At 67.1% G+C, this 26,048-nt stretch carries 21 protein-coding genes and 2 pseudogenes; 1 reads left to right on the plus strand and 22 read right to left on the minus strand.

Annotated features, from left to right (window positions below; all coding sequences use genetic code 11):
- Positions 1-28: 28 nt before the first annotated feature.
- From CF68_RS18765 to CF68_RS18835, 15 genes and pseudogenes are all read right to left on the minus strand, one after another.
- Positions 29-1,057, minus strand: a complete 1,029-nt coding sequence (locus tag CF68_RS18765; RefSeq protein WP_035821576.1) for a sulfonate ABC transporter substrate-binding protein — start codon at positions 1,055-1,057, stop codon at positions 29-31.
- A 158-nt stretch (positions 1,058-1,215) separates the two neighbouring features.
- Positions 1,216-1,839, minus strand: coding sequence for an NADPH-dependent FMN reductase (gene ssuE / locus CF68_RS18770; protein ID WP_035821578.1), 624 nt, complete (start codon positions 1,837-1,839; stop codon positions 1,216-1,218).
- Positions 1,840-1,912: 73 nt separating this feature from the next.
- Positions 1,913-2,925 (minus strand): annotated as a pseudogene (locus CF68_RS18775) (sulfate ABC transporter substrate-binding protein).
- A gap of 408 nt (positions 2,926-3,333) precedes the next feature.
- Positions 3,334-3,873 carry a bacterioferritin gene (locus tag CF68_RS18780; RefSeq protein ID WP_035821579.1) on the minus strand — a complete coding sequence of 180 codons (540 nt, stop codon included), beginning with the start codon at positions 3,871-3,873 and terminating at the stop codon, positions 3,334-3,336.
- Between the two features lie 281 nt (positions 3,874-4,154).
- Positions 4,155-6,743: an ATP-dependent chaperone ClpB gene (gene clpB / locus CF68_RS18785; RefSeq protein WP_035821581.1), complete on the minus strand. Its 2,589-nt coding sequence runs from the start codon at positions 6,741-6,743 to the stop codon at positions 4,155-4,157.
- 223 nt (positions 6,744-6,966) lie between these two features.
- The gene (locus CF68_RS18790) at positions 6,967-7,848 is read right to left on the minus strand and encodes a MaoC/PaaZ C-terminal domain-containing protein (protein WP_035821583.1); all 882 of its coding nucleotides are present in this window, start codon (positions 7,846-7,848) and stop codon (positions 6,967-6,969) included.
- A pseudogene (gene phaZ2, locus CF68_RS18795) lies at positions 7,848-10,015 on the minus strand (D-(-)-3-hydroxybutyrate oligomer hydrolase). The gene CF68_RS18790 and the pseudogene phaZ2 overlap by 1 nt, the downstream one beginning before the upstream one ends.
- Before the next feature lie 120 nt (positions 10,016-10,135).
- Complete coding sequence (locus CF68_RS18800; protein ID WP_035821586.1) at positions 10,136-11,680, minus strand: long-chain fatty acid--CoA ligase; 1,545 nt, start codon at positions 11,678-11,680, stop codon at positions 10,136-10,138.
- A gap of 14 nt (positions 11,681-11,694) precedes the next feature.
- Positions 11,695-12,771 (minus strand): branched-chain amino acid ABC transporter permease, encoded by a 1,077-nt coding sequence (locus CF68_RS18805; protein WP_035821588.1) that lies wholly within the window; start codon positions 12,769-12,771, stop codon positions 11,695-11,697.
- An 11-nt stretch (positions 12,772-12,782) separates the two neighbouring features.
- Entirely contained in the window at positions 12,783-13,808 is a 1,026-nt protein-coding gene (locus CF68_RS18810; protein ID WP_035821590.1) for a branched-chain amino acid ABC transporter permease, read from the minus strand.
- Positions 13,809-13,823: 15 nt separating this feature from the next.
- Positions 13,824-14,564 (minus strand): ABC transporter ATP-binding protein, encoded by a 741-nt coding sequence (locus CF68_RS18815; RefSeq protein WP_035821593.1) that lies wholly within the window; start codon positions 14,562-14,564, stop codon positions 13,824-13,826.
- Positions 14,557-15,318 (minus strand): ABC transporter ATP-binding protein, encoded by a 762-nt coding sequence (locus CF68_RS18820; protein ID WP_035821820.1) that lies wholly within the window; start codon positions 15,316-15,318, stop codon positions 14,557-14,559. The genes CF68_RS18815 and CF68_RS18820 overlap by 8 nt, the downstream gene beginning before the upstream one ends.
- A gap of 92 nt (positions 15,319-15,410) precedes the next feature.
- Complete coding sequence (locus CF68_RS18825; protein ID WP_035821596.1) at positions 15,411-16,598, minus strand: substrate-binding domain-containing protein; 1,188 nt, start codon at positions 16,596-16,598, stop codon at positions 15,411-15,413.
- Between the two features lie 77 nt (positions 16,599-16,675).
- Entirely contained in the window at positions 16,676-17,458 is a 783-nt protein-coding gene (locus CF68_RS18830) for an enoyl-CoA hydratase/isomerase family protein (protein ID WP_035821598.1), read from the minus strand.
- Positions 17,455-18,108, minus strand: a complete 654-nt coding sequence (locus CF68_RS18835) for a TetR/AcrR family transcriptional regulator (RefSeq protein WP_035821600.1) — start codon at positions 18,106-18,108, stop codon at positions 17,455-17,457. Before CF68_RS18835 ends, CF68_RS18830 begins: the two co-directional genes overlap by 4 nt.
- A gap of 241 nt (positions 18,109-18,349) precedes the next feature.
- Between CF68_RS18835 and CF68_RS18840 the strand changes: the two genes are divergently transcribed.
- Entirely contained in the window at positions 18,350-19,258 is a 909-nt protein-coding gene (locus tag CF68_RS18840) for an alpha/beta fold hydrolase (protein ID WP_035821606.1), read from the plus strand.
- Here the strand turns inward: CF68_RS18840 and crcB are convergent.
- The 7 genes from crcB to CF68_RS18875 all read right to left on the minus strand — a co-directional run bounded on the left by crcB (position 19,208) and on the right by CF68_RS18875 (position 25,870).
- Positions 19,208-19,588 (minus strand): fluoride efflux transporter CrcB, encoded by a 381-nt coding sequence (crcB, locus tag CF68_RS18845; protein ID WP_035821608.1) that lies wholly within the window; start codon positions 19,586-19,588, stop codon positions 19,208-19,210. The genes CF68_RS18840 and crcB overlap by 51 nt on opposite strands.
- The gene (locus tag CF68_RS18850; protein ID WP_011615581.1) at positions 19,588-20,106 is read right to left on the minus strand and encodes a molybdenum cofactor biosynthesis protein MoaE; all 519 of its coding nucleotides are present in this window, start codon (positions 20,104-20,106) and stop codon (positions 19,588-19,590) included. The genes crcB and CF68_RS18850 overlap by 1 nt, the downstream gene beginning before the upstream one ends.
- 1 nt (position 20,107) lies before the next feature.
- On the minus strand, positions 20,108-20,365 hold the full coding sequence (moaD, locus tag CF68_RS18855; protein ID WP_035821610.1) for a molybdopterin converting factor subunit 1: 258 nt from the start codon (positions 20,363-20,365) through the stop codon (positions 20,108-20,110).
- Between the two features lie 32 nt (positions 20,366-20,397).
- Positions 20,398-21,636, minus strand: a complete 1,239-nt coding sequence (glp, locus tag CF68_RS18860) for a gephyrin-like molybdotransferase Glp (RefSeq protein WP_035821612.1) — start codon at positions 21,634-21,636, stop codon at positions 20,398-20,400.
- A gap of 171 nt (positions 21,637-21,807) precedes the next feature.
- Positions 21,808-23,253, minus strand: coding sequence for a threonine synthase (gene thrC, locus CF68_RS18865; RefSeq protein ID WP_035821614.1), 1,446 nt, complete (start codon positions 23,251-23,253; stop codon positions 21,808-21,810).
- A gap of 21 nt (positions 23,254-23,274) precedes the next feature.
- Complete coding sequence (locus tag CF68_RS18870; RefSeq protein WP_035821616.1) at positions 23,275-24,585, minus strand: homoserine dehydrogenase; 1,311 nt, start codon at positions 24,583-24,585, stop codon at positions 23,275-23,277.
- A 49-nt stretch (positions 24,586-24,634) separates the two neighbouring features.
- The gene (locus CF68_RS18875) at positions 24,635-25,870 is read right to left on the minus strand and encodes a pyridoxal phosphate-dependent aminotransferase (protein WP_035821822.1); all 1,236 of its coding nucleotides are present in this window, start codon (positions 25,868-25,870) and stop codon (positions 24,635-24,637) included.
- Positions 25,871-26,048: the final 178 nt, after the last annotated feature.

Here is a 26,048-nt window from a genome sequence, read left to right on the forward strand (position 1 = left end):
GTCCTTTTGTTCTTGGCGATGGAGATGGCTATCGCTTCGCCTGCTGCTGCGGCACGTCCCAGCGCGCATCGGCCACCTTGACCGGCTTGGGGATCAGCTTGAGCGAGTGGAAGGCGTCGGCGATGCGTTGCTGCTCGGCCAGCACCTCGGCGCTGACCGGGCGTGCGCCGTAGGAGAAGCGCGAGACGGCAAGCTCAAGCACATCGGCCGGCAACCCGGTTTCGCCGGTCAGCACCGTGGTGGCCTCCTTGGGGTTGTTTTGCGCCCAGGTGCCCAGCGTGGCCAGTTCGTCCAGGATCAGGCTGACGATCTCCGGCCTTGCTTGTGCATAGGGGCGCGAGGCCAGGTAGAACTGGTGGTTGCTGACCACGTTCTTGCCGTCCGCGCCGCGACCATCGGCGAGCACGCGCGCGCCCAGTTGCTTCTCGGCTGCGGCGAGGAACGGGTCCCAGATCACCCAGGCATCGACCGCGCCGCGCTCGAAGGCGGCACGCGCATCGGCCGGCGGCAGGTAGACCGGCTGGATCTCGCTGTAAGGGATGCCGGCCTTCTCCAGCTGGCGCACCAGCAGGTAATGCACGTTCGAGCCCTTGTTCAGCGCCACGCGCTTGCCGCGCAACTCTGCCACCGAACGGATCGCCGAGCCCCTGGGCACGACGATGGCCTCGGCCACCGGCGCCGGCGGCTCATTGCCGACGTAGACCAGCTGCGCCCCCGCGGCCTGCGCAAAGATCGGCGGCGCCTCGCCGACGGTGCCGAAATCGACGGCGCCGACGTTCAGCCCCTCAAGCAGCTGCGGACCGGCGGGGAACTCGGTCCATTTGACGGTAATGCCTTGCGGCGCCAGGCGTTTTTCTAGCGTGCCACGCGCCTTCAGCAGCGTCAGCGTGCCGTACTTCTGGTAGCCGATGCGCAGCACCTTGGGGTCGATGTTCTTCGACTGCGCTTCGGCGCGGCCGGGCAGTAGCCCATAGGCCAGGCCGGTGGCAAGCACCAGCGCGGCGGTAATCAGGCGGCGGCGCTGGCTGGCCGTGCGCAACGGGTTGGTCAGTGTCATGCGATGTCCTCCATGGCCCGGGGCAATGCCCTGCTGGCCAGATTGATGTCCAGGATGGCAGCGTCAGCACGCATCCCTGCCGACCCCGCGTGGCGGGTGGCATGGCGTCGCAGCCGTTGCGCCGGGCAGGCCGGCGCCACTTCAGTCAATCAGTCAGTTCAGGCGGAACATCGCTCGGCCACCACGATCGCGGCAGCGCGCTGGACCAGGGCGCCGGGCACCACATCGAGCGGCACCTCGATGCGCGAATGCGCCAGCGCATCGCGCACGCGCAGCACGCCCTCGTCCAGGCGTGCCGACAGCGCGGCATCGAAGCGCGCCTGGCGCACGCCGGCGGCTTCAACGGATTCGATCTGCTGGTCCACGGCAAAGATGCCGGGCAGGATCTGGCGCGAGCCCAGCGCGGACAGCACCGGGCGCAGCGCGTAGTCGATCGCCAGCGCATGGGCCAGGCTGCCGCCGGTGGCGATCGGCAGCACGATCTTGTCGCGCAGGCCGGCCTGCGGCAGCAGGTCCAGGAAGGCCTTGAGCAGGCCGCTGTAGGCGGCCTTGTAGACCGGCGTGGCCAGTACCACCACCTGCGCCTCGGACACGGCATGCGTGGCTGCGGCGATGACGGGGTCGTCCACGCGTGCCGCCAGCAGCGGGCCTGCGGGCAGTTCGCGCAGGTCGAGGTGGCGGGTGCGTTCGCCGGCAGCCTCGAGCGTGGCACGCAGGTGCGCCAACACCAGGCCGGAGCGGGACTGGACCGACGGGCTGCCGGAGAGCGTCAGGATGGACATCGGGCTTCCTTCTTCTGATGGACCGGTCGGCGCCGCGGCCGCCCCACGCGGCCCGGCGCGCCGGTCTCGTGGTTTATTTCTTGCCGGGCTGGTAGATCTGGTCGAACGTGCCGCCATCGGCAAAGTGGGTCTTCTGGGCCTTCTGCCAGCCGCCGAAGGCTTCATCGATGGTGAACAGCTTTACCTTGGGGAAGTTGGCTGCATACTTGGCCGCCACCTTCTGCGAGATCGGGCGGTAGTAGTTCTTGGCCGCGATCTCCTGGCCCTCGTCGGTGTACAGGAACTGCAGGTAGGCCTCGGCCGCCTTGCGCGTGCCCTTCTTGTCGACCACCTTGTCGACCACCGCCACCGGCGGCTCGGCCAGGNGGCCAGGATCGACACCGACGGCGCGACAATGTCGAACTTGTCCGGGCCCAGCTCCTTGATGGCCAGGATGGCTTCGTTCTCCCACGCGATCAGCACGTCGCCCAGGCCGCGCTCGACAAAGGTGGTGGTGGCGCCGCGCGCGCCGGAATCCAGCACCGGCACATGCTTGAGCAACTCGCCGACAAACTCGCGCGCCTTGACGTCATTGCCGCCCGGCTGGCGCAGCGCGTAGCCCCACGCCGCCAGGTAGTTCCAACGCGCACCGCCGCTGGTCTTGGGATTGGGCGTGATCACCTGCACGCCCGGCTTGACCAGGTCGCCCCAGTCCTTGATGCCCTTGGGGTTGCCCTTGCGCACCAGGAACACGATGGTCGAGGTGTACGGCGAGGCGTTGTGCGGCAGGCGCTTCTGCCAGTCCGGCTTGATCAGGCCCTTGTCCGCGATGGCGTCGATGTCATAGCCCAGCGCCAGCGTGACCACGTCGGCGTCCAGCCCGTCGATCACCGAGCGCGCCTGCTTGCCCGAGCCGCCGTGCGACTGGCGCACGGTCACGGCGTCGCCGCCCTGGGCCTTCCAGGCCTTGGCAAAGGCGGCATTGACATCGACATACAGCTCGCGCGTCGGATCGTAGGAAACGTTCAGCAGGTTGGCGGCCGCTGCGGTCTGCGCCGCGCTCAGGGCGCCAAGTACGGCCAGGCTGATAGCCAGTTTGCGGATCATCTTGTGTTGCTCCCGTCAGTGTCGTGAATGGGCGCCAGGCGCCTTTTGCCTTGTCCGCCCTGGGTGGCGGACTTGTGTCAGGAGCAAGACTACCGAGGGGGCTATCTGAACGGAACGAATGGTTTCGCCGATCCTTTGCTGTTTTTTGCATAAGATCGGACGGAAATATGGACATGCCGGCGCACGGTGCATGCGGCAGCCCTACGCGGAAGGAGGACGATGGGTCACGCCCCAAAAAGAAAACGCCCGCACCGGCAAGCCGGTGCGGGCGAAGTTTCCATTCTGGAAACGGGTAGACAAGTCATGAAGAGCGCCCCCGCATCTCCATGACAGGACGAATGGTATCGGCTTGCCTGCGACCTCGGGTTGATCAAGGTCAAGTGCGGGCCAGCCCGCTGCGCCTGCGCCTCAGCCGCCCTGGCGGGCGAGCAGGTCAGCCATTTCGTCGGCATGCTCCTCTTCCACCGCCAGGATGCCCTCCATCATCCGGCGCGAGGTCGGATCGCGTTCTCCCAGGAACTGGATGATCTCGCGATAGCTGTCGATGGCGATGCGCTCGGCCACCAGGTCTTCCTTGATCATTTCCGTCAGCGTAGTACCCGCCACATATTCAGCATGGGAGCGGCTGGCCAGGCCGTCGGGTGCGAAGTCGGGCTCGCCGCCAAGCTGGACAATGCGCTCGGCGATCTGGTCGGCATGGCCTTGTTCTTCGTTGGAATGGGCCAGGAATTCATCGGCAACACTCTTCGAGTTGGGCCCCTTGGCCATGTAGTAGTGTCGGCGATAGCGCAGCACGCAGACGATTTCGGTGGCCAGCGCATCGTTGAGCAGCTTCAGCACGGTATCGCGATCCGCGGCATAGCCCGCGGTCACGGCGCCATCGTCGATGTGCTTGCGGGCGCGCTCGCGCAATGTCTTGACGTCTGAGAGGAAAGACTTGTCGGTCATTGAAGGGCTCCTTGGGCATGGGGCTGCGTCAGCGCAGCGCCTTGTAGGGAAACTCAACCCTTGTGCAACGCGAGAAGTGTGCCACTCGGCGGATGGCGCGGAACGGCGCGGCTGGCGACGACCCGTGGCATCGTGGCGTGAAAAAATTGCACGCGGCGGGACCGCCTTACACGCAATGCGCGCGATGGCAAGACGAAAAAAAGCCCCTGCGCTGTATTGCAGGGGCCTGACTATGATCGACCGCTTGTGTGCTCCGGCAGTCTATCGAGCCATGGGCAGCCTTAGTCCAGCTTCCGCCCGAACGTGAACTCCCCGTCGACATAATCCACCGGCACCACATCCTTGGCGGCGAACTTGCCTTCCAGGATCGCGCGCGCCACCGGGTTCTCGATCTGCTGCTGGATCGCACGCTTGAGCGGACGCGCGCCAAACACCGGGTCGTAACCTGCGCTGGCAATCTTCTCCAGCGCCGTCTCGCTCACCTCCAGCGTCATGTCCATGCGGGCCAGGCGGGCCTGCAGGCGTTGCAGCTGGATGCGTGCGATCGACTCGATATGCTTCTGGTCGAGCGCGTGGAACACCACCACCTCATCGATCCGGTTCAGGAACTCCGGTCGGAAATGCGTGCGCACTTCCTGCCAGACCGCACCCTTGATCGCTTCCTGCGGCTCGCCGGTCATCGACTGGATGATCTGCGAACCCAGGTTGGACGTCATCACGATCACCGTGTTCTTGAAGTCCACGGTGCGGCCCTGGCCATCGGTCAGTCGGCCGTCGTCCAGCACCTGCAGCAGCACGTTGAAGACGTCCGGGTGGGCCTTTTCGACTTCATCGAGCAGCACCACGCTGTACGGCTTGCGGCGCACGGCCTCGGTCAGGTAGCCGCCTTCCTCGTAGCCCACGTATCCCGGCGGCGCGCCGATCAGGCGGCTGACGCTGTGCTTCTCCATGAATTCGCTCATGTCGATGCGGATCAGGTGCTCTTCCGAATCGAACATGAACTCGGCCAGGGCCTTGCACAGCTCGGTCTTGCCGACGCCGGTCGGGCCCAGGAACAGGAACGAGCCATAGGGCCGGTTCTCGTCCGCGAGCCCGGCACGCGAACGGCGGATGGCATCGGACACCAGCCGCACGGCTTCGTCCTGGCCGACCACGCGCCCATGCAGCCGGTCTTCCATCTTCAGCAGCTTCTCGCGCTCGCCCTGCATCATCTTCGATACCGGGATGCCGGTGGCGCGGCTCACCACTTCGGCGATTTCCTCGGCGCCCACCTGCGTGCGCAGCAGCTTGTTGGGCTGCTTCTGCTCGCTGGCCTCGGCGTCGGTCGCGGCCTTGAGCTTGCCTTCCAGGCCCGGCAGCTTGCCGTATTGCAGCTCGGCCACCTTGTCCAGCTTGCCTTCGCGCTGCAGCTTGGCGATCTCCAGCTTGACCTTCTCGATCTCTTCCTTAAGCGCGGCCGTGCCCTGCGCGGCGCCCTTCTCGGCCTTCCAGATCTCGTCCAGGTCGGCGTACTCCTTCTCCAGGCGCGCGATTTCCTGCTCGATCAGCTCCAGGCGCTTCATCGACGCCTCATCGGTCTCTTTCTTGACCGCCTCGCGCTCGATCTTCAGCTGGATGGTGCGGCGCTCGAGCTTGTCCATCGACTCCGGCTTGGAATCGATTTCCATCTTGATGCGCGCGCCCGCCTCGTCGATCAGGTCGATTGCCTTGTCGGGCAGGAAGCGGTCGGTGATATAGCGATGCGACAGCTCCGCCGCGGCGACGATGGCCGGGTCGGTGATCTCCACGCCGTGGTGCAGCTCATACTTTTCCTGCAGCCCGCGCAGGATGGCAATGGTGGCCTCAACGCTTGGCTCATCCACCAGCACCTTCTGGAAGCGGCGCTCCAGCGCGGCGTCCTTCTCGATGTACTTGCGGTACTCGTCCAGCGTGGTCGCGCCGATGCAATGCAGCTCGCCGCGCGCGAGCGCCGGCTTGAGCATGTTGCCCGCGTCGATCGCGCCCTCGGCCTTGCCGGCGCCGACCATGGTGTGGATCTCGTCGATAAAGACGATGGTCTGGCCCTCGTCCTTGGCGACGTCGTTGAGCACCGCCTTCAGGCGTTCCTCGAACTCGCCGCGGTACTTGGCGCCGGCCAGCAGGCCGGCCATGTCCAGCACCAGCACGCGCTTGTTCTTCAGGCTCTCGGGCACTTCGCCGTTGACGATGCGCTGCGCCAGGCCTTCGACGATGGCGGTCTTGCCCACGCCCGGCTCGCCGATCAGCACCGGGTTGTTCTTGGTGCGGCGCTGCAGGATCTGGATGGCGCGGCGGATCTCGTCGTCACGGCCGATCACGGGATCGAGCTTGCCGATGCGGGCGCGCTCGGTCAGGTCGATGGTGTACTTCTTGAGGGCCTCACGCTGGCCCTCGGCCTCGGCGCTGTTGACCGAATCGCCGCCGCGCACGGCCTGGATGGCCGATTCGAGCGACTTGCGGTTCAGGCCGTTTTCACGCGCGATGCGGCCGGCGTCGCCCTTGTCGTCGGCGACGGCCAGCAGGAACAGCTCGCTGGCGATGAACTGGTCGCCGCGCTTGATGGCTTCCTTCTCGGTGGCGTTGAGCAGGTTCACCAGGTCGCGGCCAATCTGGACCTCGCTGGTGCCCTGCACTTGCGGCAGGCGCTTGATGGCAGCGTCCAGCGCGGCCTGCAGGCCCTGCACGTTGACGCCGGCGCGCGCCAGCAGCGCCTTGGCGGCGCCGTCGTCCTGCGCCAGCAGCGCGCGCAGCAGGTGCTGCGGTTCGATGTATTGGTTGTCGTTGCCCAGTGCCAGGCTTTGCGCATCAGCCAGCGCTTCCTGGAACCGGGTGGTCAGCTTGTCAAGACGCATAAGGATTCCCTCTCTCGGATAAGGTCGTGTCCTGATGCGGGGGCGTCGGCGCCGGTGTTCGCTGCCGGAGCGCCCGTATGCCCTGCCGGACACTGGATGTCTTTCCGAAAGATAAGGCTTTGTCGCGACATTTCAAGGCCGCGCCGGTACGCAATGACCCCGGTCAGCCGCAATGTCGACAACCCCGGCTCCCGCGCTCGCAAGTGCCGCAAGCGATACGCGGCTAGGCGGCGCGGCAGGCGCCCTTGTCCGCCAGATTGCGCACCAGCACCAGTGATTCGCCCTGCACCACCACGCGCCCGTCAGCGCCCGTGACCACGCTGGCCAGGTTGACCAGGTCCTTGCCGGCGCGCAGCCGCACGATGCGCACGCATGCCGTCAGCGGCTCATCCAGCCGCGCGGCTGAAGCGAGGCGCAGCGACTGCTTCATCCATCCTGTACCCCGTCCGGGCAGCCGCGTGCCAAGCAGGTCCGAGAACATGCCGGCCAGCAGCGGCAGCGGCACCACCGGCCCGCCAAACCCGCGCGCGCGGGCAAAGACCGGATCGGCGTGATAGGGGTTGGCGTCGCCGGTCAGGGTGATGTACTCGTCCAGGTCAGCCTGCGCGAAGGCGCGTGCCGCACTGGCTTCCTGACCGGGGCGCAGGCCGTACAGGATGGCGTCGCCCGCCTCTGGCGCCTGCGCCGCCTCGCCGGACAGCCGGGACAGTGCGTCCGGCCCGGCACCCGGCAGCCAGAGCGATTCGCCCACGGCCGTGACGCGCGGCGCCTCGCCCGGCCCGCCCGCGCTGCCCACGCTGGTGCCGTAGCCCGCCAGTCCGGCCGGCGCGTGCTGCGGCGCCAGCGCGATCTGCACCGTATCGCCAACGAATGCCGGCGTCGGGAACATCAGCGTCTGCCCGACCGGCAACGCCGGCCCGGGCAGCTGCCGCCAGGTGTGGGCGCACAGCAGCGAAAACAGGAACATGCCGTGCGCAACAGTGGCGCCGAAATGCGTGCCACGGGCAAAGGCCGGATCGCAGTGGATCGGGTTGTCGTCGTGCGACAAGGCCGCGAAGCGGTCAAAGTCGCGCTGCGACAGCACGCGCGGCAGGGCATCGTTCATCAATCAGGCACCTGTACGGTATTAGCGTTGACGGTAATCGCGTTGCCGGCCCCAGGCGACGCGGCGAACGGCGGCACGTTGGACGGCAGCAGCGCCGGCGCGGGCGTGTTGAGGGTGCCGCCGCGCGGCGTGGTGCGCAGCACCTGCGACGGCGGCAGCGCCTTGCCCGCGGTGAGGTTGTCGTAGACCGCATCCAGGGCCCGGTTCAGGTAGACGTGCAGCGGCACATAGCGGTTGCTGTAGCCCGGCACCAGACCGATGAAGGCATCGAAGTGCTGGGCGTTCTCGACCTCCACGTATGACAGCTTGCTGGTCACCCCCTCCTGCTGCCGGTTCAGGCCGAGATACGGGCGCGAGGTATGGTTGACCGGCAGCAGCCCGTCGCTGCGCCCGTGCACGATCACCGCCGGCTTGCCGCGCAGGTTGCCGTTGCGCAGCGTCAGCGCCTGGCCGGCCTGCAACGCACGCGCCGCGGCGTCGGAGCCGGCCAGCAGGTTGCGCAGGCAGTTGGCGCCGTCGTAGTTCAGGTCTTCACGCAGCGTCGAGGGCGAAACCGACGCCAGGTTCAGGTACGGGCCATGCTGCGGATCGAGGTCATTGATCAACTGGACCGGCGGCAGCGGCGGCACACCGTTGCCGGTGGCGAACATCGACGCCAGCGCCGCGGGCGCGATTGCCGCGGGCTTCAGGTCGGTCAGCGTGCTGGCAAAGCTGTAGCCGCACAGCCGGTCGGTGACGCTGGCCTGCGCATAGGCGTTGGCATAGTTGACCGAGATCGCGGCGGCCACGTCAAGCACGGCCAGCGACGGGTGCAGATCGTCCGATTCCGCTTCCCAGCCGGCGGCACGCAGCGCCTGCAGGGCGCTGGCGCTCTGTTCGTCCGTGTTCGTGCCGCTCACCAGGCCCTTTTCCGCCAGCGTCTGGCAGCGGTTGGCAAAGAACGTCGCCGTGGCGGGGTTGGTGTAGAACGGCGCCTGGGTCAGCGCGGTGGCCCGCGCGGCGCAGTGCTGCAGCAGGTTGGCCGTGGTGCTGTAGTCGTACAGCGTGCGGCCCGAAGCCGCCACCGGCGTCGCGCCGCGTTGCACCACGACGCCGGTATTGGGCGGCATGTTCAGGTTGGGCTCGCCCACCGCCACGCCGTCGATCAGCCCGCCGGCATCCTGCTCGGCCGCCGCCACCGCGGCACCGCCGCCGTTGGACACGCTCGAGGCGATCACCACGATCCTGTCCTTGTCCAGGGTGCGCTGGCGGGTGCCGTTGGTTGACACGGCGCCGAAGCGGTCATTGATCGCCCAGATCGCAAATTCCACCGCCTGCAGCGTGAACTTGCCCCAGTCCTTCTCCGGGTTGCGCTGCGAATGCGCGTGCTTGAACGCCAGCCGGTGCGGGTTGGCAGCGGTGAAGTCCGCCAGCGAGGTGGCCCCCGCCGGCGCGGCAAACTGCGCGTTCTTGCCGGCCGCCGCGCGCGTGGCGCGGGTGCCGTCGATCAGCGGCACGGTGTCGGTATCCAGGTCATGCGGCGCGGCGCCGGTGCCCTTGTCGGTATAGGCCACCGCGCAGCCGCGCTTCAGGCCCCACTCGCCGGTGGCGATGGCGCCATAGACGCCGCGCGAACCGGACGAGGTGGCGGTGATCACGCACGGCTTCGACGTGTTGAACGATGCGGGGATCTGCACCAGCATGGTCACATTCTGCTGGCCCGAGCCATCGTCCGAAAAGGCCAGGTACTCCACGCCGGCCACCTTGCCTTCGGAGCCGGTGACATTGCCCTGCGCGTCGACATTGGGGCCGTAGAGCGAGCCGTAGCCGCCACTGGCGGTGGGGTCGGCGATGGCGCGGTANTGGCGCGATAGTTGGTATGGATCGCGTAGCGCCGCAACTCCGCCGCGGTTGGCGCGGTGGGGTTGGCCGGCAGTGGCGCGGTGGCGCTGGCCAGGCCGTCCTTGCCCAGGCCGGCAGTGAGCAGGTCGTCGGTGGTGCCGTTGTAGCTGTTGATGGTGACCGTGCCGATATTCGCCGGCTTGGTATTCGGGTTGCTGCCGTTGCCGTTGTTGTTGTCATCGCCCGAGCCGCAGGCGGCGGCCAGCATCGATGCGGCGGCAGCCAGCACGGTGAGCCTGAGGCGGCGTTTCTGTTTCTGCTGCGGCGGGATCTGCGTGGAATGCATGTCAACCTCCTCCTGTCGCACCCGGATGGCCGGGGCTGTCGAGTTGTCTTCAGATCGAGGACTGCGGAGACTGCGAACTGCGGAAATCGGAAACACGGCAACCGCTGGCGCGGCCATACTTCAGCCAGAGAACTGTGCGCGCAGCTTGTGCTTTTCCACCTTGCCGGACGGCGTGCGCGGCAGCGCGTCGAGAAAGCGCACATGGCGCGGCACCTTGTAGCCGGCCAGCTGCGTCTTGCAGTGGGCGATCACGGCATCGGCCTCAAGAGTGGCGCCCGGGCGCAGCACCACCAGCGCCATGCCGACCTCGCCCCAGCGCGCATCCGGCGCGCCGATCACGGCGGCCTCGGCCACGCCCGGCAGCTGGAACAGCACGTTCTCGACTTCGGCCGGATAGACGTTCTCGCCGCCCGAGATAAACATGTCCTTGGCCCGGTCGACGATGTAGTAGTCGCCGTCCTCGTCGCGGTAGGCGATATCGCCGGAATGCAGCCAGCCGTCGCGGATCGCGGCCGCGGTGGCCTCGGGCAGGTTCCAGTAGCCTGGCGTCACGCCGGGGCCCTTGATCAGCAGTTCGCCACGCTCGCCCGGGCCCACGTCCGCCCCCAGCGCATCGACGATGCGCGTCAGCATCGATCCCACCGGCTTGCCGATGGTGCCGATCTTGCGGCGCGCGGTGCCTTCGTCGCAGACAAAGACCGTGGGGCCGGTCTCGGTCATGCCGAAGCCGAAGCAGATGGTCACGCCCTTGGCCAGGTAGGCCTCCAGCAGCGGCCTGGGCACCGGCGAGCCCCCCGCCGACATATTGCGCACGCCGGCGAAGTCCGCCTGCGCGAAGCGCGGGTGCTGGCTCAGGAACAGGTACACAGCCGGCACCGCGAAGAACATGGTGATGCCCTCGCCGCCGGCGCGGTCGAGCTTGCCCAGCACCACCTGCGGCTCGAACTGCCGCATGATGTGCACCGTGCCGCCCGCGTGCAGCACCGGGTTGGCATATAGGTTCAGGCCGCCGGTGTGAAAGAAGGGCAGCACATTGAGGAACACGTCGTCGCGCGTGATCTTGTTTGCCAGCATCGCGTTGACGGCGTTGAAGAAGACCATGCCATAGGTCTGGATCACGCCCTTGGGCTTGCCGGTGGTGCCGGAGGTATAGAGCAGGTGCCAGGCCTCGGACTCATCGCGGCACGGCATCTCGATGATGCGGCCGGAGGCGGCGTCGAGCACCGCCTCGTACTCGGTCCAGCCGCCGGGCACGTCGGCGGCCTCGTCGTCGGCCAGGTGCAGCACCGCGCGCAGCGGGATCACGCGCGCCAGCTCCGCGGCCACGGCCAGGAAGCCGTCGCCGGCCACCAGCACCTCGGGCGTGCAGTCCTGCAGGATCGGCAGCAGCTCCGACGCCGGCAGGCGCCAGTTGAGGCACACCATCACCATGCCGGCCTTGGCGCAGCCATACAGCATCTCGAAATAGTCCGAGCTGTTGTGCGCCAGCACCGCCACGCGCGTGCCCGGCGCCAGTTGCAGGTGGTCACGCAGGTATTCCGCGAAGCGGCTGGCGCGTTCGTCGAAGTGGCGATAGGTCACCTGGCGGCCGCTCTCCACGTCCACCAGCGCGACCTTGTCGGGGAAATGCTGCGCGTTCTTGTGCAGCCAGTCGATGACGTACATGCGCTTGCCTCCGCTCAGCTTGCCACGTCCTGCACGGGCCCGGTGCCGCGCAGCCGCCCCACCACCCCCTGCGGGAAATAATAGACGCTCAGGATAAACAGCAAACCCAGCCACAACAGCCAGCGGTCCGGATGCAGCAGCGACGACAGCAGCGGCAGCGCGGCGGTGGCGTCGCTGGCCAGTTTCATCACGTCCTGCAGGTAGGTCTGCGCCACCAGGAACAGCACCGTGCCGATCACCGCGCCATAGAGCGTGCCCATGCCGCCAATCACCACGATCAGCAGGATGTCGACCATGATCTCGAACGACAGCGAGGTATCGGGCCCGTTGTAGCGCAGCCAGATCGCCATCAGCACGCCCGCCAGCGTGGCGAACATCGCCGACAGCACCGTCGACACGGTGCGGTACACCACGGTGCGGTAGCCGATCGCCTCGGCACGGAAGTCGTTCTCGCGGATCGCCTGCAGCACCCGGCCAAAGGGCGAGTTGACGATGCGCAGCAGCACCAGGAACAGCACCACCGCGCCGGCGAACACCAGGTAGTAGCTGAGCAGCTTGCCGCTCAGCGGCACGCCCAGCCATTCTGCCTCGCCCAGCGTAAAGCCGGGGCGCAGCACCTCCGGCACCTTGAAGGTCAGCCCGTCCTCGCCGCCGGTCCATTCGGACAGCTGCGATACCAGCGTGGCGAAGGCGGTCGCCACCGCCAGCGTGATCATGGCAAAGAAGATCGCGCGCACCCGCAGCGAGAACAGCCCGATCAGGAAAGCCAGCAGCGCTGACACCGCGAGCGCGCCCACGGTGCCGGCCAGCAGCGCGCCCCAGCCCGGCTCCATGCGCGACATGGCGATGGCCACGCCATAGCCGCCGATGCCGAAGAACATGGTGTGGGCAAAGGAAACGATGCCGGTATAGCCCAGCAGCAGGTCATAGCTGGCCACCAACACCACGAAGATGCAGATCTTGGCCGCCATGTTGAGCGCGCGCGCGCCGGGGAAGGCAAAGGGTGCGCACGCCAGGGCCACCAGGATCACCAGCAGGATCACGGTCAGCACGCGGCTGCGCGGCAGGTCGCCGGAGAGAAGTCGGATCATGGTCGTTGCCCTCAGCGCCGCGCCACCGGGAACAGCCCCTGCGGGCGCCACAGCAGCACCAGCATCATCAGCAGGATGTTGGAGAACAGAGCCACCTTTGGGAACAGGAAGCCGGTGTAGTTGGCCATCAGTCCCACCAGCAACGCGCCGACAAAGCAGCCGGCAGTCGATCCCAGCCCGCCGATGATGATGACGATAAAGATCAGCACATTCACCTGCGCACCGATCGCCGCGGTGATGTTCTGCTGGTACAGCCCCCACAGCACCCCGCCCAGCCCCGCCAGCGCCGCGCCCGCGACGAACACGCCGATAAACAGGCGCCGCACGCGGTAGCCAAGCGCTTCGACCATCTCGCGGTTCTCCACGCCGGCGCGGATCAGCAGGCCGATGCGGGTGCGGTTGAGCAGCAACAGCATCGCGATAAAGATCACCAGCCCCAGCGCCATCGCGATCAGCCGGTATTTCTCGATGGCGGCATCGCCCAGCAGCACCGCGCCGCGGAAGGTGGTGGGCACCTGCAGCGCGATGGTCTCGGGGCCCCAGATCGCCTTGATCAGCTGCTCGGCCACGATCATGCCGCCCATCGTGATCAGGATCTGCTTCAGGTGCTGGCCGTAGACCGGGCGCACCACCACGCGCTCGAAGAACAGCCCGACAGCGCCGGCTGCGACCATCGCGGCTACGATCGCCAGTGCAAATACCGACAGGTTCAACGCCAGGCTGTCGGCCTCGACCCAGCCTGCCAGTGGCAGCAGGACCGAGGCGGCCACATAAGCGCCCAGCGCGATGAAGGCGCCGTGGCCGAAGTTGAGCACATCCATCAGGCCGAACACCAGCGTCAGGCCGGACGAGACGACGAAGATAATCATGCCCATTGCGAGCCCGGCAATGGTCAGCGTGAGCCAGGTCGACGGGCTGCCGACCAGCGGATAGGCCAGCAGCATCAGCAGCGGCGCCAGCGCCAGCGGGGTCCAGTCGAGCCGTACCTTGGGCAGGTCCGACGGTGCGGCAGCCGGCAAAGTCGTTGAAGTGGTCATGTGTGTTGTCCCGCGTTACTGATGCGCCGCTAGCGACAGCCCCAGCAGCTTCTGCTGCAGCAAGTCGTCTTCAGCCAGCGCCGCCATCGTGCCCGTATGCACCGTGCGGCCGTCGTCCATCACCGCCACCGTATCCCCCACCGACTTCGCCATATGGAAGTTCTGCTCCACCAGCAGGATCGACACCTCGGTCTGCTTGAGCTCGCGGAACACATGGATCATGTTCTGGATGATGGCCGGCGCCAGGCCCTTGGTGGGCTCGTCGACGATCAGCAGCTGGCGCGGCTCGATGATGGCGCGCGCCACCGACAGCATCTGCTTCTGCCCGCCCGACAGCACGCCGGCGCGCTGCTGCCAGAAGGTCTTAAGCGCCGGAAATATGCGGAACACCCAGTCCAGCCGGCGTTCGTCGATGGCGCCGGTGCGCGCTGCCAGGCGCATGTTCTCGGCCACGGTCAGGTCGGAGAACACGCTCATGTTCTCCGGCACGTAGGCAATGCCGGCCTGCGCGATCGCGGGCGTGCTGTGGCGCGTGATGTCGGTGCCGTCAAAGGTCACCGTGCCGGCGCTGGCCTGCCACAGGCCCATGATGGTGCGCAGCGTGGTGGTCTTGCCGGCGCCGTTGCGCCCCAGCAGCATGGTCACGCCGCCGCGCGGCACCTCGAAGCTCACGCCGTGCAGGATGTGGTACGGGCCGATATGGGTCTGCACGCCCTGCAGCCGCAGGATCGGCCCGGTTGCTTGTGCGTCAGCCATGGCTGCCCTCCTCTTCCGGCATGCCCAGGTAAGCCTGCTGCACCACCGGCGAGGCGATCACCTCGGCCGGGTCGCCGTCGGCTACCAGGGTGCCGTTGTGCAGCACGATGATGCGGTCGGCCAGCGAGCGCACCACGTCCATCTTGTGTTCGACCAGCAGCACGGTCTTGCTGCGGTCCTGGCGGATCTCGCGGATCAGGTCAAGGATCACCGGCACCTCGTCCACGCTCATGCCCGCGGTGGGCTCGTCGAACATGAACACGCGCGGCTGCAGCGCCAGCAGGATGCCGACCTCCAGCTTGCGCTGGTCGCCGTGCGGCAGCGAGGCCACCGTCAGCTGGCGCTTGCCGGCCAGCGCCACGCGCTCCAGGATCGCCATGGCCTGCGCCTGCACGTTGCGGTGGCTGGTCCACATCGAGAACAGATCGATGCCGCGCTGCTGGCGCGCCTGCACCGCCAGGCGCACGTTCTCCAGCACCGACAGCTGCGGGAACAGGCTGGTCAGCTGGAAGGCGCGGCCGATGCCGCGGCGCGTCTTCTGCGACACCGGCAGGCGCGTCACGTCCTCGCCATCCAGCAGGATCTGCCCGGCCGTGGGCGGCAACTGGCCCGAGACCAGGTTGAAATACGTGGTCTTGCCGGCGCCGTTCGGGCCGACGATGCAGGTCAGCTCGCCGGGCCGGAACGCGCACGACACCGCATTGACGGCCACGTGGCCGCCAAAGCGGATGGTCAGGCCGCGCGTTTCCAGCAGCGGCTGCGCCCTGGCGGCAGTCGCGCCGGCGTGCCCGGCGGCCGGCTGCGACGGCGCCGGCGCGGACCGGGCGAAGGAGGCTGGCGCGTTCATCAGCGGTGGTTGCGCACGGGCACGGCCATTTCTTCGGGCTTGATCTCGCGCACGAGCTCAGGCACGCCCCAGGCGAAGGCCGGATCCACCTTGATCTTGAAGTGGTACATCGACTGCATGGCCTGGTGGTCTTCCTTGCGGAAAGTCATCTTGCCCTTGGGGGTGTCGAACGACATGCCTTCCATCGCCGTGATCAGCTTCTCGGTGCCGGTCTCGCCGCTGGTCTTCTTCAGCGCCTCGACCAGCGCGATGCCCGCGGTCATGCCGCCGGCCGTGAAGAAGTCGGGCGGCGACTTGAACTTGCTGTAGTGGTTGGACACCAGCCACTCATTGGCCTTGTTCTTGGGGATGCCGAAGTAGTAGTACGTGGCCCCTTCCATGCCCGGGAAGTTCTTGTAGCTGGCCATCGCCGGCAGGATGTTGCCGCCGGTGGCAATCTCGATGCCGTAGCGCTTGGGATCCAGATCCGCGATCTTGAACGGGTTGCCGGCACCGGCCCAGATAATGAAGATCACCTTGCGGCCCGGCTTGTCCTTGAGCGAATCAAACAGCCGCTGCGCCCCGGCGGTGAAGTCCGTGGTGCTGGTCGGCAGGTATTCCTCATGCACGATCTTCGCGTTCTTCAGCGCGCCCTTGAAGGCCTTGACGCCGTCGCGGCCAAAGGCGTAGTCCTGCGCCAGCGTGGCGATCTGCACGCCCTGCTTGTCCAGCGCCACGGCGTTGGAGATTGCGTCCTGCGACGAGTTGCGGCCGGTGCGGAAGATATAGCGGTTCCACTTGTCGCCGGTGATCGAGTCAGCCACCGCGGGTTCGACCAGCAGCACCTTCTTGTATTCCTCGGCCACCGGCAGCATCGCCAGCGCGGTGCCGGAGGAGGTAGGGCCGACCGCGATATCGGCACGGTCGTCGCTGTAGGCGGCGGCCAGCTGGGCCTTGGCCACGTCCGGCTTGCCCTGGGTGTCTTTCTCGATCACCACCAGCTTGTTGCCGTTGACGGTCATGGTGCCGTTGGTGGCATACTCCAGGCCCATCATCAGTCCGGTCTGGGTCTGCTTGGCGTAGGCCTCGAGCGCGCCGGTCTTGTCGTAGACGTGCGCGATGCGGATGTCCTTGGCCAGCGCAGTGCCGGCGGCAAGCAGGCCGGCGGCCATGACCAGGGCACGTACGGCGAGTGGGTTGCGTTGCATTGCTGTCTCCTGTGTTCGGTCTCGTTTGTGTTTGTCTGGATGAAACCTGCTGCAACTGCTTTGGAATGCTGTACGGACTATTCGCGCGCGCGCCCTGCCAGGAAGCACCGCATGCCGTCGGCGGTCTCGGCGCTGGCGATCTGTGCGACAAAGGCCGCGCGCTCTCGCTCAAGGCCGGCCGCCAGGGTGTCGGCGTCCCAGCGCAACAGCGCGCGCGTGCTGGCCACGCTGCCCGGCACCTTGCGCATAATGCCGTGCGCCAGCGTCACGGCATCGGCCTCGGCCGAACCCGGCGCGGCCAGCGCAGCCGCCAGCCCGAGCGCCGCCGCCTCCGGCGCGGCGACGATCGTATTGTTCAGCTGCCAGGCGCGCGCCCGCGGCGTGCCGACCAGCTGCGGCAGCATCGCGGTCCAGCCGCCGTCCGGGCTGAAGCCAACCACCGTGTAATACGGCGCGATGCGCGCATCCCGCGCCAGCACCGCCATGTCGCACGCCAGCACCAGGCCAAGCGAGCCGCCCGTCAACCAGCCCTCCACCGCTGCCACCACCGGGCAACGCAGCGCTGCCAGGCGCAGGATCGACCGGTTCAGCAGCGCCAGCAGCCGGTCGGCATAGCCGGCTATCGCATCGCCCTGCGCAGCGAACGCCGCGACGTCGCCGCCGGTGGAGAAATTTTTTCCGGCATGCGTCAGCACCACGGCATGGATCGCGGGTTCGGCTTCAATCTCGTCCAGCGCGGCCAGCAGCGCTTCCAGCAACTCGGGCACCAGGCTGTTGTGCCGCTGCGGCCGGTTCAGGCGCAGCAGCGCCACGCCATCGGCGCGCTCCCACTGCACCAGGGGTTCTGCGTGGGCGTTCATCGCGGCTGCAGGCCGTGCGAAATCAGGTCGAAGGCGGTGTCGACCACCTTCTCCATCGAAGGCGGGCGCTTCCAGCGCGCATAGCGCATGCCCAGGAAGTTGCTGATGCCGATCAGGCACCAGGCGCGCACCTCGGCATCGCCGGGAACGATCTCGCCCTGCTCTTCGGCGCGCGTCAGGCGCCGGCTGTAGAGGTCGGCAAACACCTGGAAATAGCTGCTGTAGATGGTCTCGTCCACCGAGTACGAATCCAGCACGATCCGGTACAGGTTCTTGTGGCGCGAAACGAAAGAGAGGAAGGCCTTCAGGCCCAGGCGCTCGGCCTCCATCTGGGTGGCCGCGGCGGCAACGTGCTTGCGCAGGTGGGCGCGCACGAGTTCCAGCATGTGCGCGACCAGTGCGCGAAAGATGTCTTCCTTGTCCTTGAAGTACAGGTAGAAGGTGCCCATCGCGACCTTGGCTTCCTGCGTGATCTCGGAGATCGACGCGGCGTAATAGCCTTTCTCACCGAACACCTTCTCGGCCGCGCGCAGCAACGCCTCGCGCGTCTTCTGCCCGCGCGCGGTCTTGGGCGGGCAGATGCCGCCGGCGTGGCCGGGTTCGCGGGTTGCGCCGGTTTCGGGCGGTGCGCCCGTGTCGGTCTGGGACATCTTGTCTCCGGTGGCGCTGCGCGCCTTGTCATTGGAATGCCAGCCGCTTCATGTCATGCCGGAGCAGGCAGGCGCCTCCTCCGCGCCTGCCTGCTCCGGGAATCGCCACTCAGGCAAAACCTGATAGCTGATTCATGTTTCATCGTATAAATTGCCCCCCATGGATGTCAATAGAGAGGCACCCTCACCCGGTGGCATCCAGGCCGCTGCCCTTTACCCTCCTGCCAGGAGAGAACCGTCGTTGGACGCTCCCGATTCGGCACCCGCCGGCCCCGCTGCGCCGCCCTTCGCCAGCCACCCGGCGCGCGGCGCCTTGCCAGGCTGGCGCGAAACCGGCCAGGGACGGCCGCTGCTGTTGCTGCACGGCTGGTCGGTCACCGGCGAGGCCTTCGACGGCCAGCGGGCGCTCGCACTGGCGGGATTCCGCGTGATCGCGCCCGACCATGCCGGCCACGGCCTGTCGCGCGAGCGCGACGGCACCACGATCACGGCGCTGGCGCGCGACATCGCCGGACTGGTTGCGCACCTCGGGCTGACAGACGTGGTGGTGGCTGGCTGGTCGATGGGCGCGATGGTGGCATGGGCGCTGCTGCGCGACCATCCGGGTCTTCCGCTGGCAGCGGTCGGCAGCATCGACATGACACCCAGGCTGGTGACCGATCCGGCCTGGCCGCATGGCCTGCACGGCCACTATGAGATAGCGCACGCCGCGCAGATGGCGGCCCGCATCCGGGCCGACTGGCCCCGGCTGGCGCCGTCGGTCGCGCTGGGAATGTGGTCGGCGGGAAGGCGCCCGGAAGGCGCCGCAATGCAGCGCATCGCGCACATGGCTGGCCAGTGCGATGCGGCGGCGCTTGCCGCGCTATGGGAAGACATGGCGCTCCAGGATTTCCGGGAGACACTGCGCGGCACCGCGCGGCCGCTGTTCCATTTGTACGGGGAAGCCAGCCGGCTCTATGCGCCCGCGGTGGGCGCCGCCACGCTCGCACTGCGGCCCGGGGCGGGATTCAGCGTGGTGGCCGGCGCCGGCCACAGCCCGCACATGGAGCAGCCGCAGGCGTTCAATGCCGCGCTGCTGGGCCTGATCGCCCGGGCCGCGTCAGGCCAGCAAGCGGTAAGTCCAGAGGCCGAACGCGGTCAGCAGCAGTGAGCCGCCCAGGTGCAGCAGCAGGTGCAGCGCCGCCCAGCCGTAGTCGCCGGCAATCAGGTTCGCCATCACCTCGCTGGAAAAGGTCGAGAACGTGGTCAGCCCGCCAAGGAAGCCGGTGATGGCCAGCAGGCGCCATTCCGGCGGCAGGCCCGCGTGCGTATCGAAGAACCCGACCGCCAGGCCGACCAGGTAGCCGCCCAGCAGGTTGGCCGCCAGCGTGCCATAGGGTAGCGCGGGATTGATCGCGTTCCACAGCACCGCGAAGCCCCAGCGCAGCCACGCACCCGCCGCGGCGCCTACGCCCACGGCGACAAAGCCGAGCGGCCCCATCAGGGCTGGCTCCCGCCCTGCTTCTCCGGTGGTGCGCCAGCATCGTCGCCGCTGGCATTGAACGATGCGATCCCCCAGCGCTGGAGGGCGGCTTCGTCGGTCACGCGGGCATCGACCCAGCGCGCACCTTCCGGGGTGTCTTCCTTCTTCCAGAACGGCGCTTCCGACTTGAGGTAGTCCATGATGAACTCGCACGCGGCGAAGGCATTGCCGCGATGCGCCGACGCCACCGCGACCATCACGATCTGGTCCAGCGGCTGCATCGGGCCCACGCGGTGGATGATGGTCACGCCCAGCAGCGCCCAGCGCGCGCACGCAGCCGCCTCGATCTGCGCCAGCGCCTTCTCGGTCATGCCCGGATAGTGCTCCAGCTCCATCGCGCTGACCGCGCTGCCGTCACTGACATCGCGCACCGTGCCGATAAAGCTGGCCACCGCGCCGACCGCCGGGTTGCCGGCACGCAGCGCCGCGACTTCCGCGCCGAGATCGAAATCCTCACGCTGCACCCTGACGCTCATATCAGCCTCCGGTCACTGGTGGGAAAAAGGCGACTTCGCAGCCGTCGGCAATCGCCGTATCGGGGCGCGCCACCGCATGGTCGACGGCCATGCGCAGCGCGCGGCCTTCAGCCAGGGTCTCGGCCCAGGGGCCGCCGCGCTGAATCAGCCAGTGGCGCAGTTCGCCCACGGTGCGCACCTCGGCCGGCACCTCGGCGCGCTCTTCGGCCACGCCCAGTTGCTCGCGCACGCTGGCAAAGAATCTGAGTTCGATGATCATCACTGCTTCTGCGTCCTGGTAATACGGGCCGGCTACGCGAGCAGGCCGTCAAACGGAATGAACTGCACGGTATCGCCGCGCGCGATCGCCTGGTTGGGCGGATTGTCGATCAGGCCGTCGCCCCATACGGTGGAGGTCAACACGCCCGAGCTCTGGTTCGGGAACAGGTCCAGCCCGCCCTCGGCATTGATGCGAGCGCGCAGGAACTCATTGCGGCGATCGCCCTTGTTCAGTTCGAAATCCGCGCGCAGCGGCAGGCGCCGCGGCGTCACGCCGGCCACGCCCTGCAGGCGCAGGATGAACGGGCGCACGAACAGCAGGAAGGTCACGAAGCTGGACACCGGGTTGCCCGGCAAACCCAGGAAGAACGCCGGCTCAGCATCGTTGTTGACCTGCCCGAACGCCAGCGGCTTGCCCGGCTTGACCGCGATCTGCCACATGTCGAGCCGCCCTTCGGCCTCGACCGCCGGCTTGATATGGTCTTCCTCGCCGACCGAAACGCCGCCCGAGGTGATGATCAGGTCGTGTCCCTGCGCCGCGCGGCGCAGCGTCTCGCGCGTGGCGGCCAGCGTGTCGGGCACGATGCCGAAGTCGCTGACCTCGCAGCCCAGGTTTTCCAGCAGGCCGCGCAGGGTGAAGCGGTTGGAGTTGTAAATGGCGCCCGGCTTGAGCGGCTCGCCCGGCATTGCCAGTTCATCGCCGGTGAAGAACACCGCGACGCGCACGCGCCGCACCACGTCCAGCTTCGCCTGGCCGACCGATGCGGCCAGCCCCAGCGCCTGCGGCGTCAGCCGCGTGCCGGCCGGCAAGATCACGCTGCCGGCTTCGATATCCTCGCCCGCGCGCCGTACCCATTCGCCGGATTGCGGTACGTGGTTGACGATCACGTCCTCGCCCTCGGCGGTGCATTGCTCCTGCATCACCACGGCGTCGGCGCCCGGCGGGATCAGCCCGCCGGTGAAGATGCGCGCGGCGGTGCCGGGCTCCAGCGCGGTGCCGACATGGCCGGCGGGGATCCGTTGCGATACGCGCAGCCGCGTGCCGGCAGCGGGCACATCGGCCGCGCGCATGGCGTAGCCGTCCATCGAGGTGTTGTCGGCCGGCGGCACGCGCAGCGTGCTGGTCACGGGCGCGGCCAGCACGCGGCCGTTGGCGTCGAGGGTGTCGATGGATTCAAGCTGCGCCAGCGGACGGGCGGCGCCGAGCAGCGCGTCGAGCGCCTGGGCCATGGTCAGCATCGGGGGGCGGGAAGGTGCTGCGGCTTGGGTCATGGTGCGATGTGGGAAAGTGTTGGCCCACGAAAAACGGCCCGCGCATTGCCGGCACCCACTTGGCTGGGGCAGGCAATCCGGGGGCCGAAGATCGGGCCCGCAGCCTGATTGTAGCGAGTTGGCGCGGGCCCGGCATGCGGCAGCGCCGCAGCGGGCTGCACGCACCCGCGCTTACAGGCCGGTGTGGCCGGCGATGTAGGCCTTGACCTGCGCGGCGTCGGCGGGCATCACCTCAAAGCGCTGCGGCAGGCTCTCGATGCCCTCGAACCTGGCCGGGCGCTCCGGCTCGTGGCCGAGCGCTTCGCGGATGGTGTCGGCGAACTTGGCGGGCAGCGCGGTTTCCAGCACTACCATCGGCACGCCGGCGCTGAGATGCTCGCGCGCCACCTTGACGCCATCGGCGGTGTGGGTATCGATGGTGATGCCGTAGCGCGACGACAGGTCGCGGATGGTCGCTACGCGGTCGTCGTGCGTGCTGCGGCCCGAGACAAAGCCGAACTCGCGGATGCGGTCGAATTCCGGCGTGCCGGACAGGTCGAAGCCGCCCTTCTCTTCCACGTCATGGAACAGCGCCACCAGCTTGCCGGCGTCCTGGCCCAGCAGGTCAAACACGAAGCGCTCGAAGTTCGAGGCCTTGGAGATATCCATGCTCGGGCTCGATGTGTGGTACGTCTCGGCCGACTTGCGCACGCGGTAGGCGCCGGTGCGGAAGAATTCGTCGAGCACGTCGTTCTCGTTGGTGGCGACCACCAGCTTGTCGATCGGCAGGCCCATCATGCGCGCGATATGGCCGGCGCAGACGTTGCCGAAATTGCCCGAAGGCACGCAGAACGACACCTTCTGGCCGGGGCCGCTGGTAGCCAGCAGCCAGCCTTTGAAGTAGTACACCACCTGGGCCACCACGCGCGCCCAGTTGATCGAGTTGACCGTTCCGATCTTCTGGCGCGCCTTGTAGTCGAGGTCGTTGGAGACCGCCTTGACGATGTCCTGGCAGTCGTCGAACACGCCTTCGACGGCGAGGTTGAAGATGTTGGCGTCCTGCAGGCTGAACATCTGCGCGGTCTGGAACGCGCTCATCTTGCGGTGCGGGCTCAGCATGAACACGCGGATGCCGCGCTTGCCGCGCATCGCGTACTCGGCGGCGCTGCCGGTATCGCCCGAGGTCGCGCCCAGTATGTTCAGCTCCTGCCCGGCGCGGCCGAGCGCGTACTCGAACAGGTTGCCGAGCAGCTGCATCGCCATGTCCTTGAAGGCCAGCGTCGGGCCGTTGGACAGGCCCAGCAGTTGCAGCTTGGTACCGCCCTCTTCACCCAGCGTGCGCAGCGGCGTGATGTCGGCGGTGTTGTCACCCTCACGCGCGTTGCAGTACACCTCGGCGGTATAGGTCTTGCGCGTCAGCGCGCGCAGGTCCTCGGCGGGAATATCGTCGCTGAACTTGCGCAGAATCTCGTAGGCCAGGTCGGCATACGACAGCTTGCGCCAGGCTTCGAGCTCATCGGCGCTGACCTGCGGGTATTCGACAGGCAGGTACAACCCGCCGTCCGGCGCCAGGCCGCCCAGCAGGATCTCGGAGAAGGTTTGCGGCAGCTCATGGCCGCGGGTCGACTGGTATTTCATGTGAATCAGCAGGTCCGGCCCTTAGTTCAGTTCTTCCATGCGCAGGCGCGTCACGTCGGACAGCACGGTGGGCAGCGCCTCGATCTTGGCGATGGCGGCATTGACGTGCTTCTCGCGCGTGATGTGCGTGAGGATGATGATGTCGGTCTGCGGTTCGCCTTCGCGCGATTCCTTCTGCAGCATGGCGTCGATCGAGATGCCGCCCTCGGCCAGGATGCGGGTGATCTCGGCCAGCACGCCGGTCTCGTCGGCCACGCGCATGCGCAGGTAGTACGAGCTGTTGATCTCTTCGATCGGCAGCACCGGCACGCTCGACAGCTCATCCGGCTGGAACGCCAGGTGCGGCACGCGATGGTTGGGGTCGGCAGTATGCAGGCGGGTCACGTCGACCAGGTCGGCAATCACGGCCGAGGCGGTCGGCTCGGCGCCGGCGCCCTTGCCGTAGTACAGCGTCGCGCCCACGGCATCGCCCTGCACCAGCACCGCGTTCATTGCGCCTTCGACGTTGGCGATCAGGCGCGAGGCCGGCACCAGCGTCGGATGCACGCGCAGCTCGACGCCGTCGTCGCGGCGGCGGGTGATGCCCAGCAGCTTGATGCGGTAGCCCAGTTCCTCGGCGTACTTGATGTCGATGGCCGACAGCTTGGTGATGCCTTCCACGTGGGCCTTGTCGAACTGCACCGGCATGCCGAAGGCGATCGCGCTCATCAGCGTGACCTTGTGCGCGGCATCGACGCCTTCGATGTCGAAGGTCGGGTCGGCTTCGGCGTAGCCGAGCTGCTGCGCTTCCTTCAGCACCACGTCGAAATCCAGGCCCTTGTCGCGCATCTCGGACAGGATGAAGTTGGTGGTGCCGTTGATGATGCCGGCGATCCACTGGATGCGGTTGGCGGTCAGGCCTTCGCGCAGCGCCTTGATGATGGGGATGCCGCCGGCGACAGCAGCCTCGAACGCCACGATCACGCCCTTGCGGCGCGCGGCTTCGAAGATCTCGTTGCCGTGCACGGCCAGCAGCGCCTTGTTGGCGGTGACCACGTGCTTGCCGTTCTCGATCGCCTTGAGCACCAGCTCGCGTGCGATGCCGTAGCCGCCGATCAGTTCGATGACGATGTCGATGTCGGGGCAGTTGACCACCTCGTTGGCATCGCTGACGATCTCCACTTCCCCGTTGGTCAGCTCGCGCGCGCGTTCGGTGTTGAGATCGGCCACGATGGCAATCTCGATGCCGCGGCCGGCGCGGCGGCGAATTTCTTCCTGATTGCGCTTGAGCACGTTGAACGTGCCGCTACCGACGGTACCGATGCCGAGCAGGCCAACTTTGATGGGGTTCATGGACAATCTTCTGAGTTGCTAAGGATGAATTGCGGCGCGGCCCGCGAAATCAGGCCGCTGCCTTGCCGTGGCGTTTTCGGTACGCCTCGAGGAAGCGCGCGATGCGGCCGATGGCCTCGCGCAGGTCTTCCTCGTGCGGCAGGAACACGATGCGGAAATGGTCGGGCTTGGCCCAGTTGAAGCCCGAGCCCTGCACCAGCAGAACCTTGGACTCCTGCAGCAGTTCATAGATGAACTCCTGGTCGTCCTGCACCGGGTACATCGACAGGTCAAGCTTGGGGAACAGGTACAGCGCCGCCTTGGGCTTGACGCAGGTGACGCCCGGGATCGCGGTGATCAGCTCGTAGGCCAGGTCGCGCTGGCGGCGCAGGCGCCCGCCTTCGTTGACCAGGTCGTTGATGCTCTGGTAGCCGCCCAGCGCGGTCTGGATCGCCCACTGGCCCGGCACGTTGGCGCACAGGCGCATCGACGACAGCATGTTCAGGCCTTCGATGTAGTCGATGGCCGGGCGCTTGTCGCCCGACACCACCATCCAGCCGGCCCGGTAGCCGCACGAGCGGTAGTTCTTCGACAGGCCGTTGAAGGTCACCGTCAGCACATCGGTCGAGAGCGAGGCGATCGAGGTGTGGGTGTGGCCGTCGTACAGGACCTTGTCGTAGATCTCGTCCGCATAGATGATCAGGCCGTGCTCGCGCGCGATGGAAACGATCTCGAGCAGCAGTTCATCCGAATACAGCGCCCCGGTGGGGTTGTTCGGGTTGATGATGACGATGGCCTTGGTATGCGGCGTGATGCGCGCGCGGATATCGGCCGGGTCGGGCATCCAATCGTTGGACTCGTCGCAGATATAGTGCACCGGCGTGCCGCCCGAGAGGCTCACCGCGGCGGTCCACAGCGGGTAGTCCGGCGCCGGCACCAGCACTTCGTCGCCGGCATTGAGCAGCGCGTTTACGGCCATCACGATCAGTTCGGAGGCACCGTTGCCCACATAAATATCGTCCAGGCCAACGCCTTCGATATTTTTTTGCTGGGTATAGTGCATGATCGCCTTGCGCGCGGCGAAAATACCCTTGGAATCAGAATAACCTGCCGAATTTGGCAGGTTTCGCATCATGTCCTGCTGAATCTCTTCCGGGGCGTCAAAGCCGAACACGGCCAGGTTGCCGATATTCAGCTTGATGATCTTGTGCCCTTCTTCCTCCATCTGCTTGGCCTTTTCCAGCACCGGTCCGCGGATGTCGTAGCAAACGTTATTGAGTTTGTTGGATTTCTGGATGGGTTTCACGGCGATGTCGGGCAAGCGTAGCGTGCCGCGTCGGCGGCACCGGACAGGGAATCTGGGCGAATCTGAATTAATGCCGAGCCCCGTGCGGAAGCCCCGCGCCGGGGCGACGTCCGCTGCAATGCAACGCGAACGTGGCAGACAGGGAGGCAAAAGCTATAATTTATCGGATTATGACAGA

It is taken from the genome of Cupriavidus sp. SK-4, from assembly GCF_000611125.1.
In the GTDB taxonomy this organism is placed as follows: Bacteria; Pseudomonadota; Gammaproteobacteria; order Burkholderiales; family Burkholderiaceae; genus Cupriavidus; species Cupriavidus necator.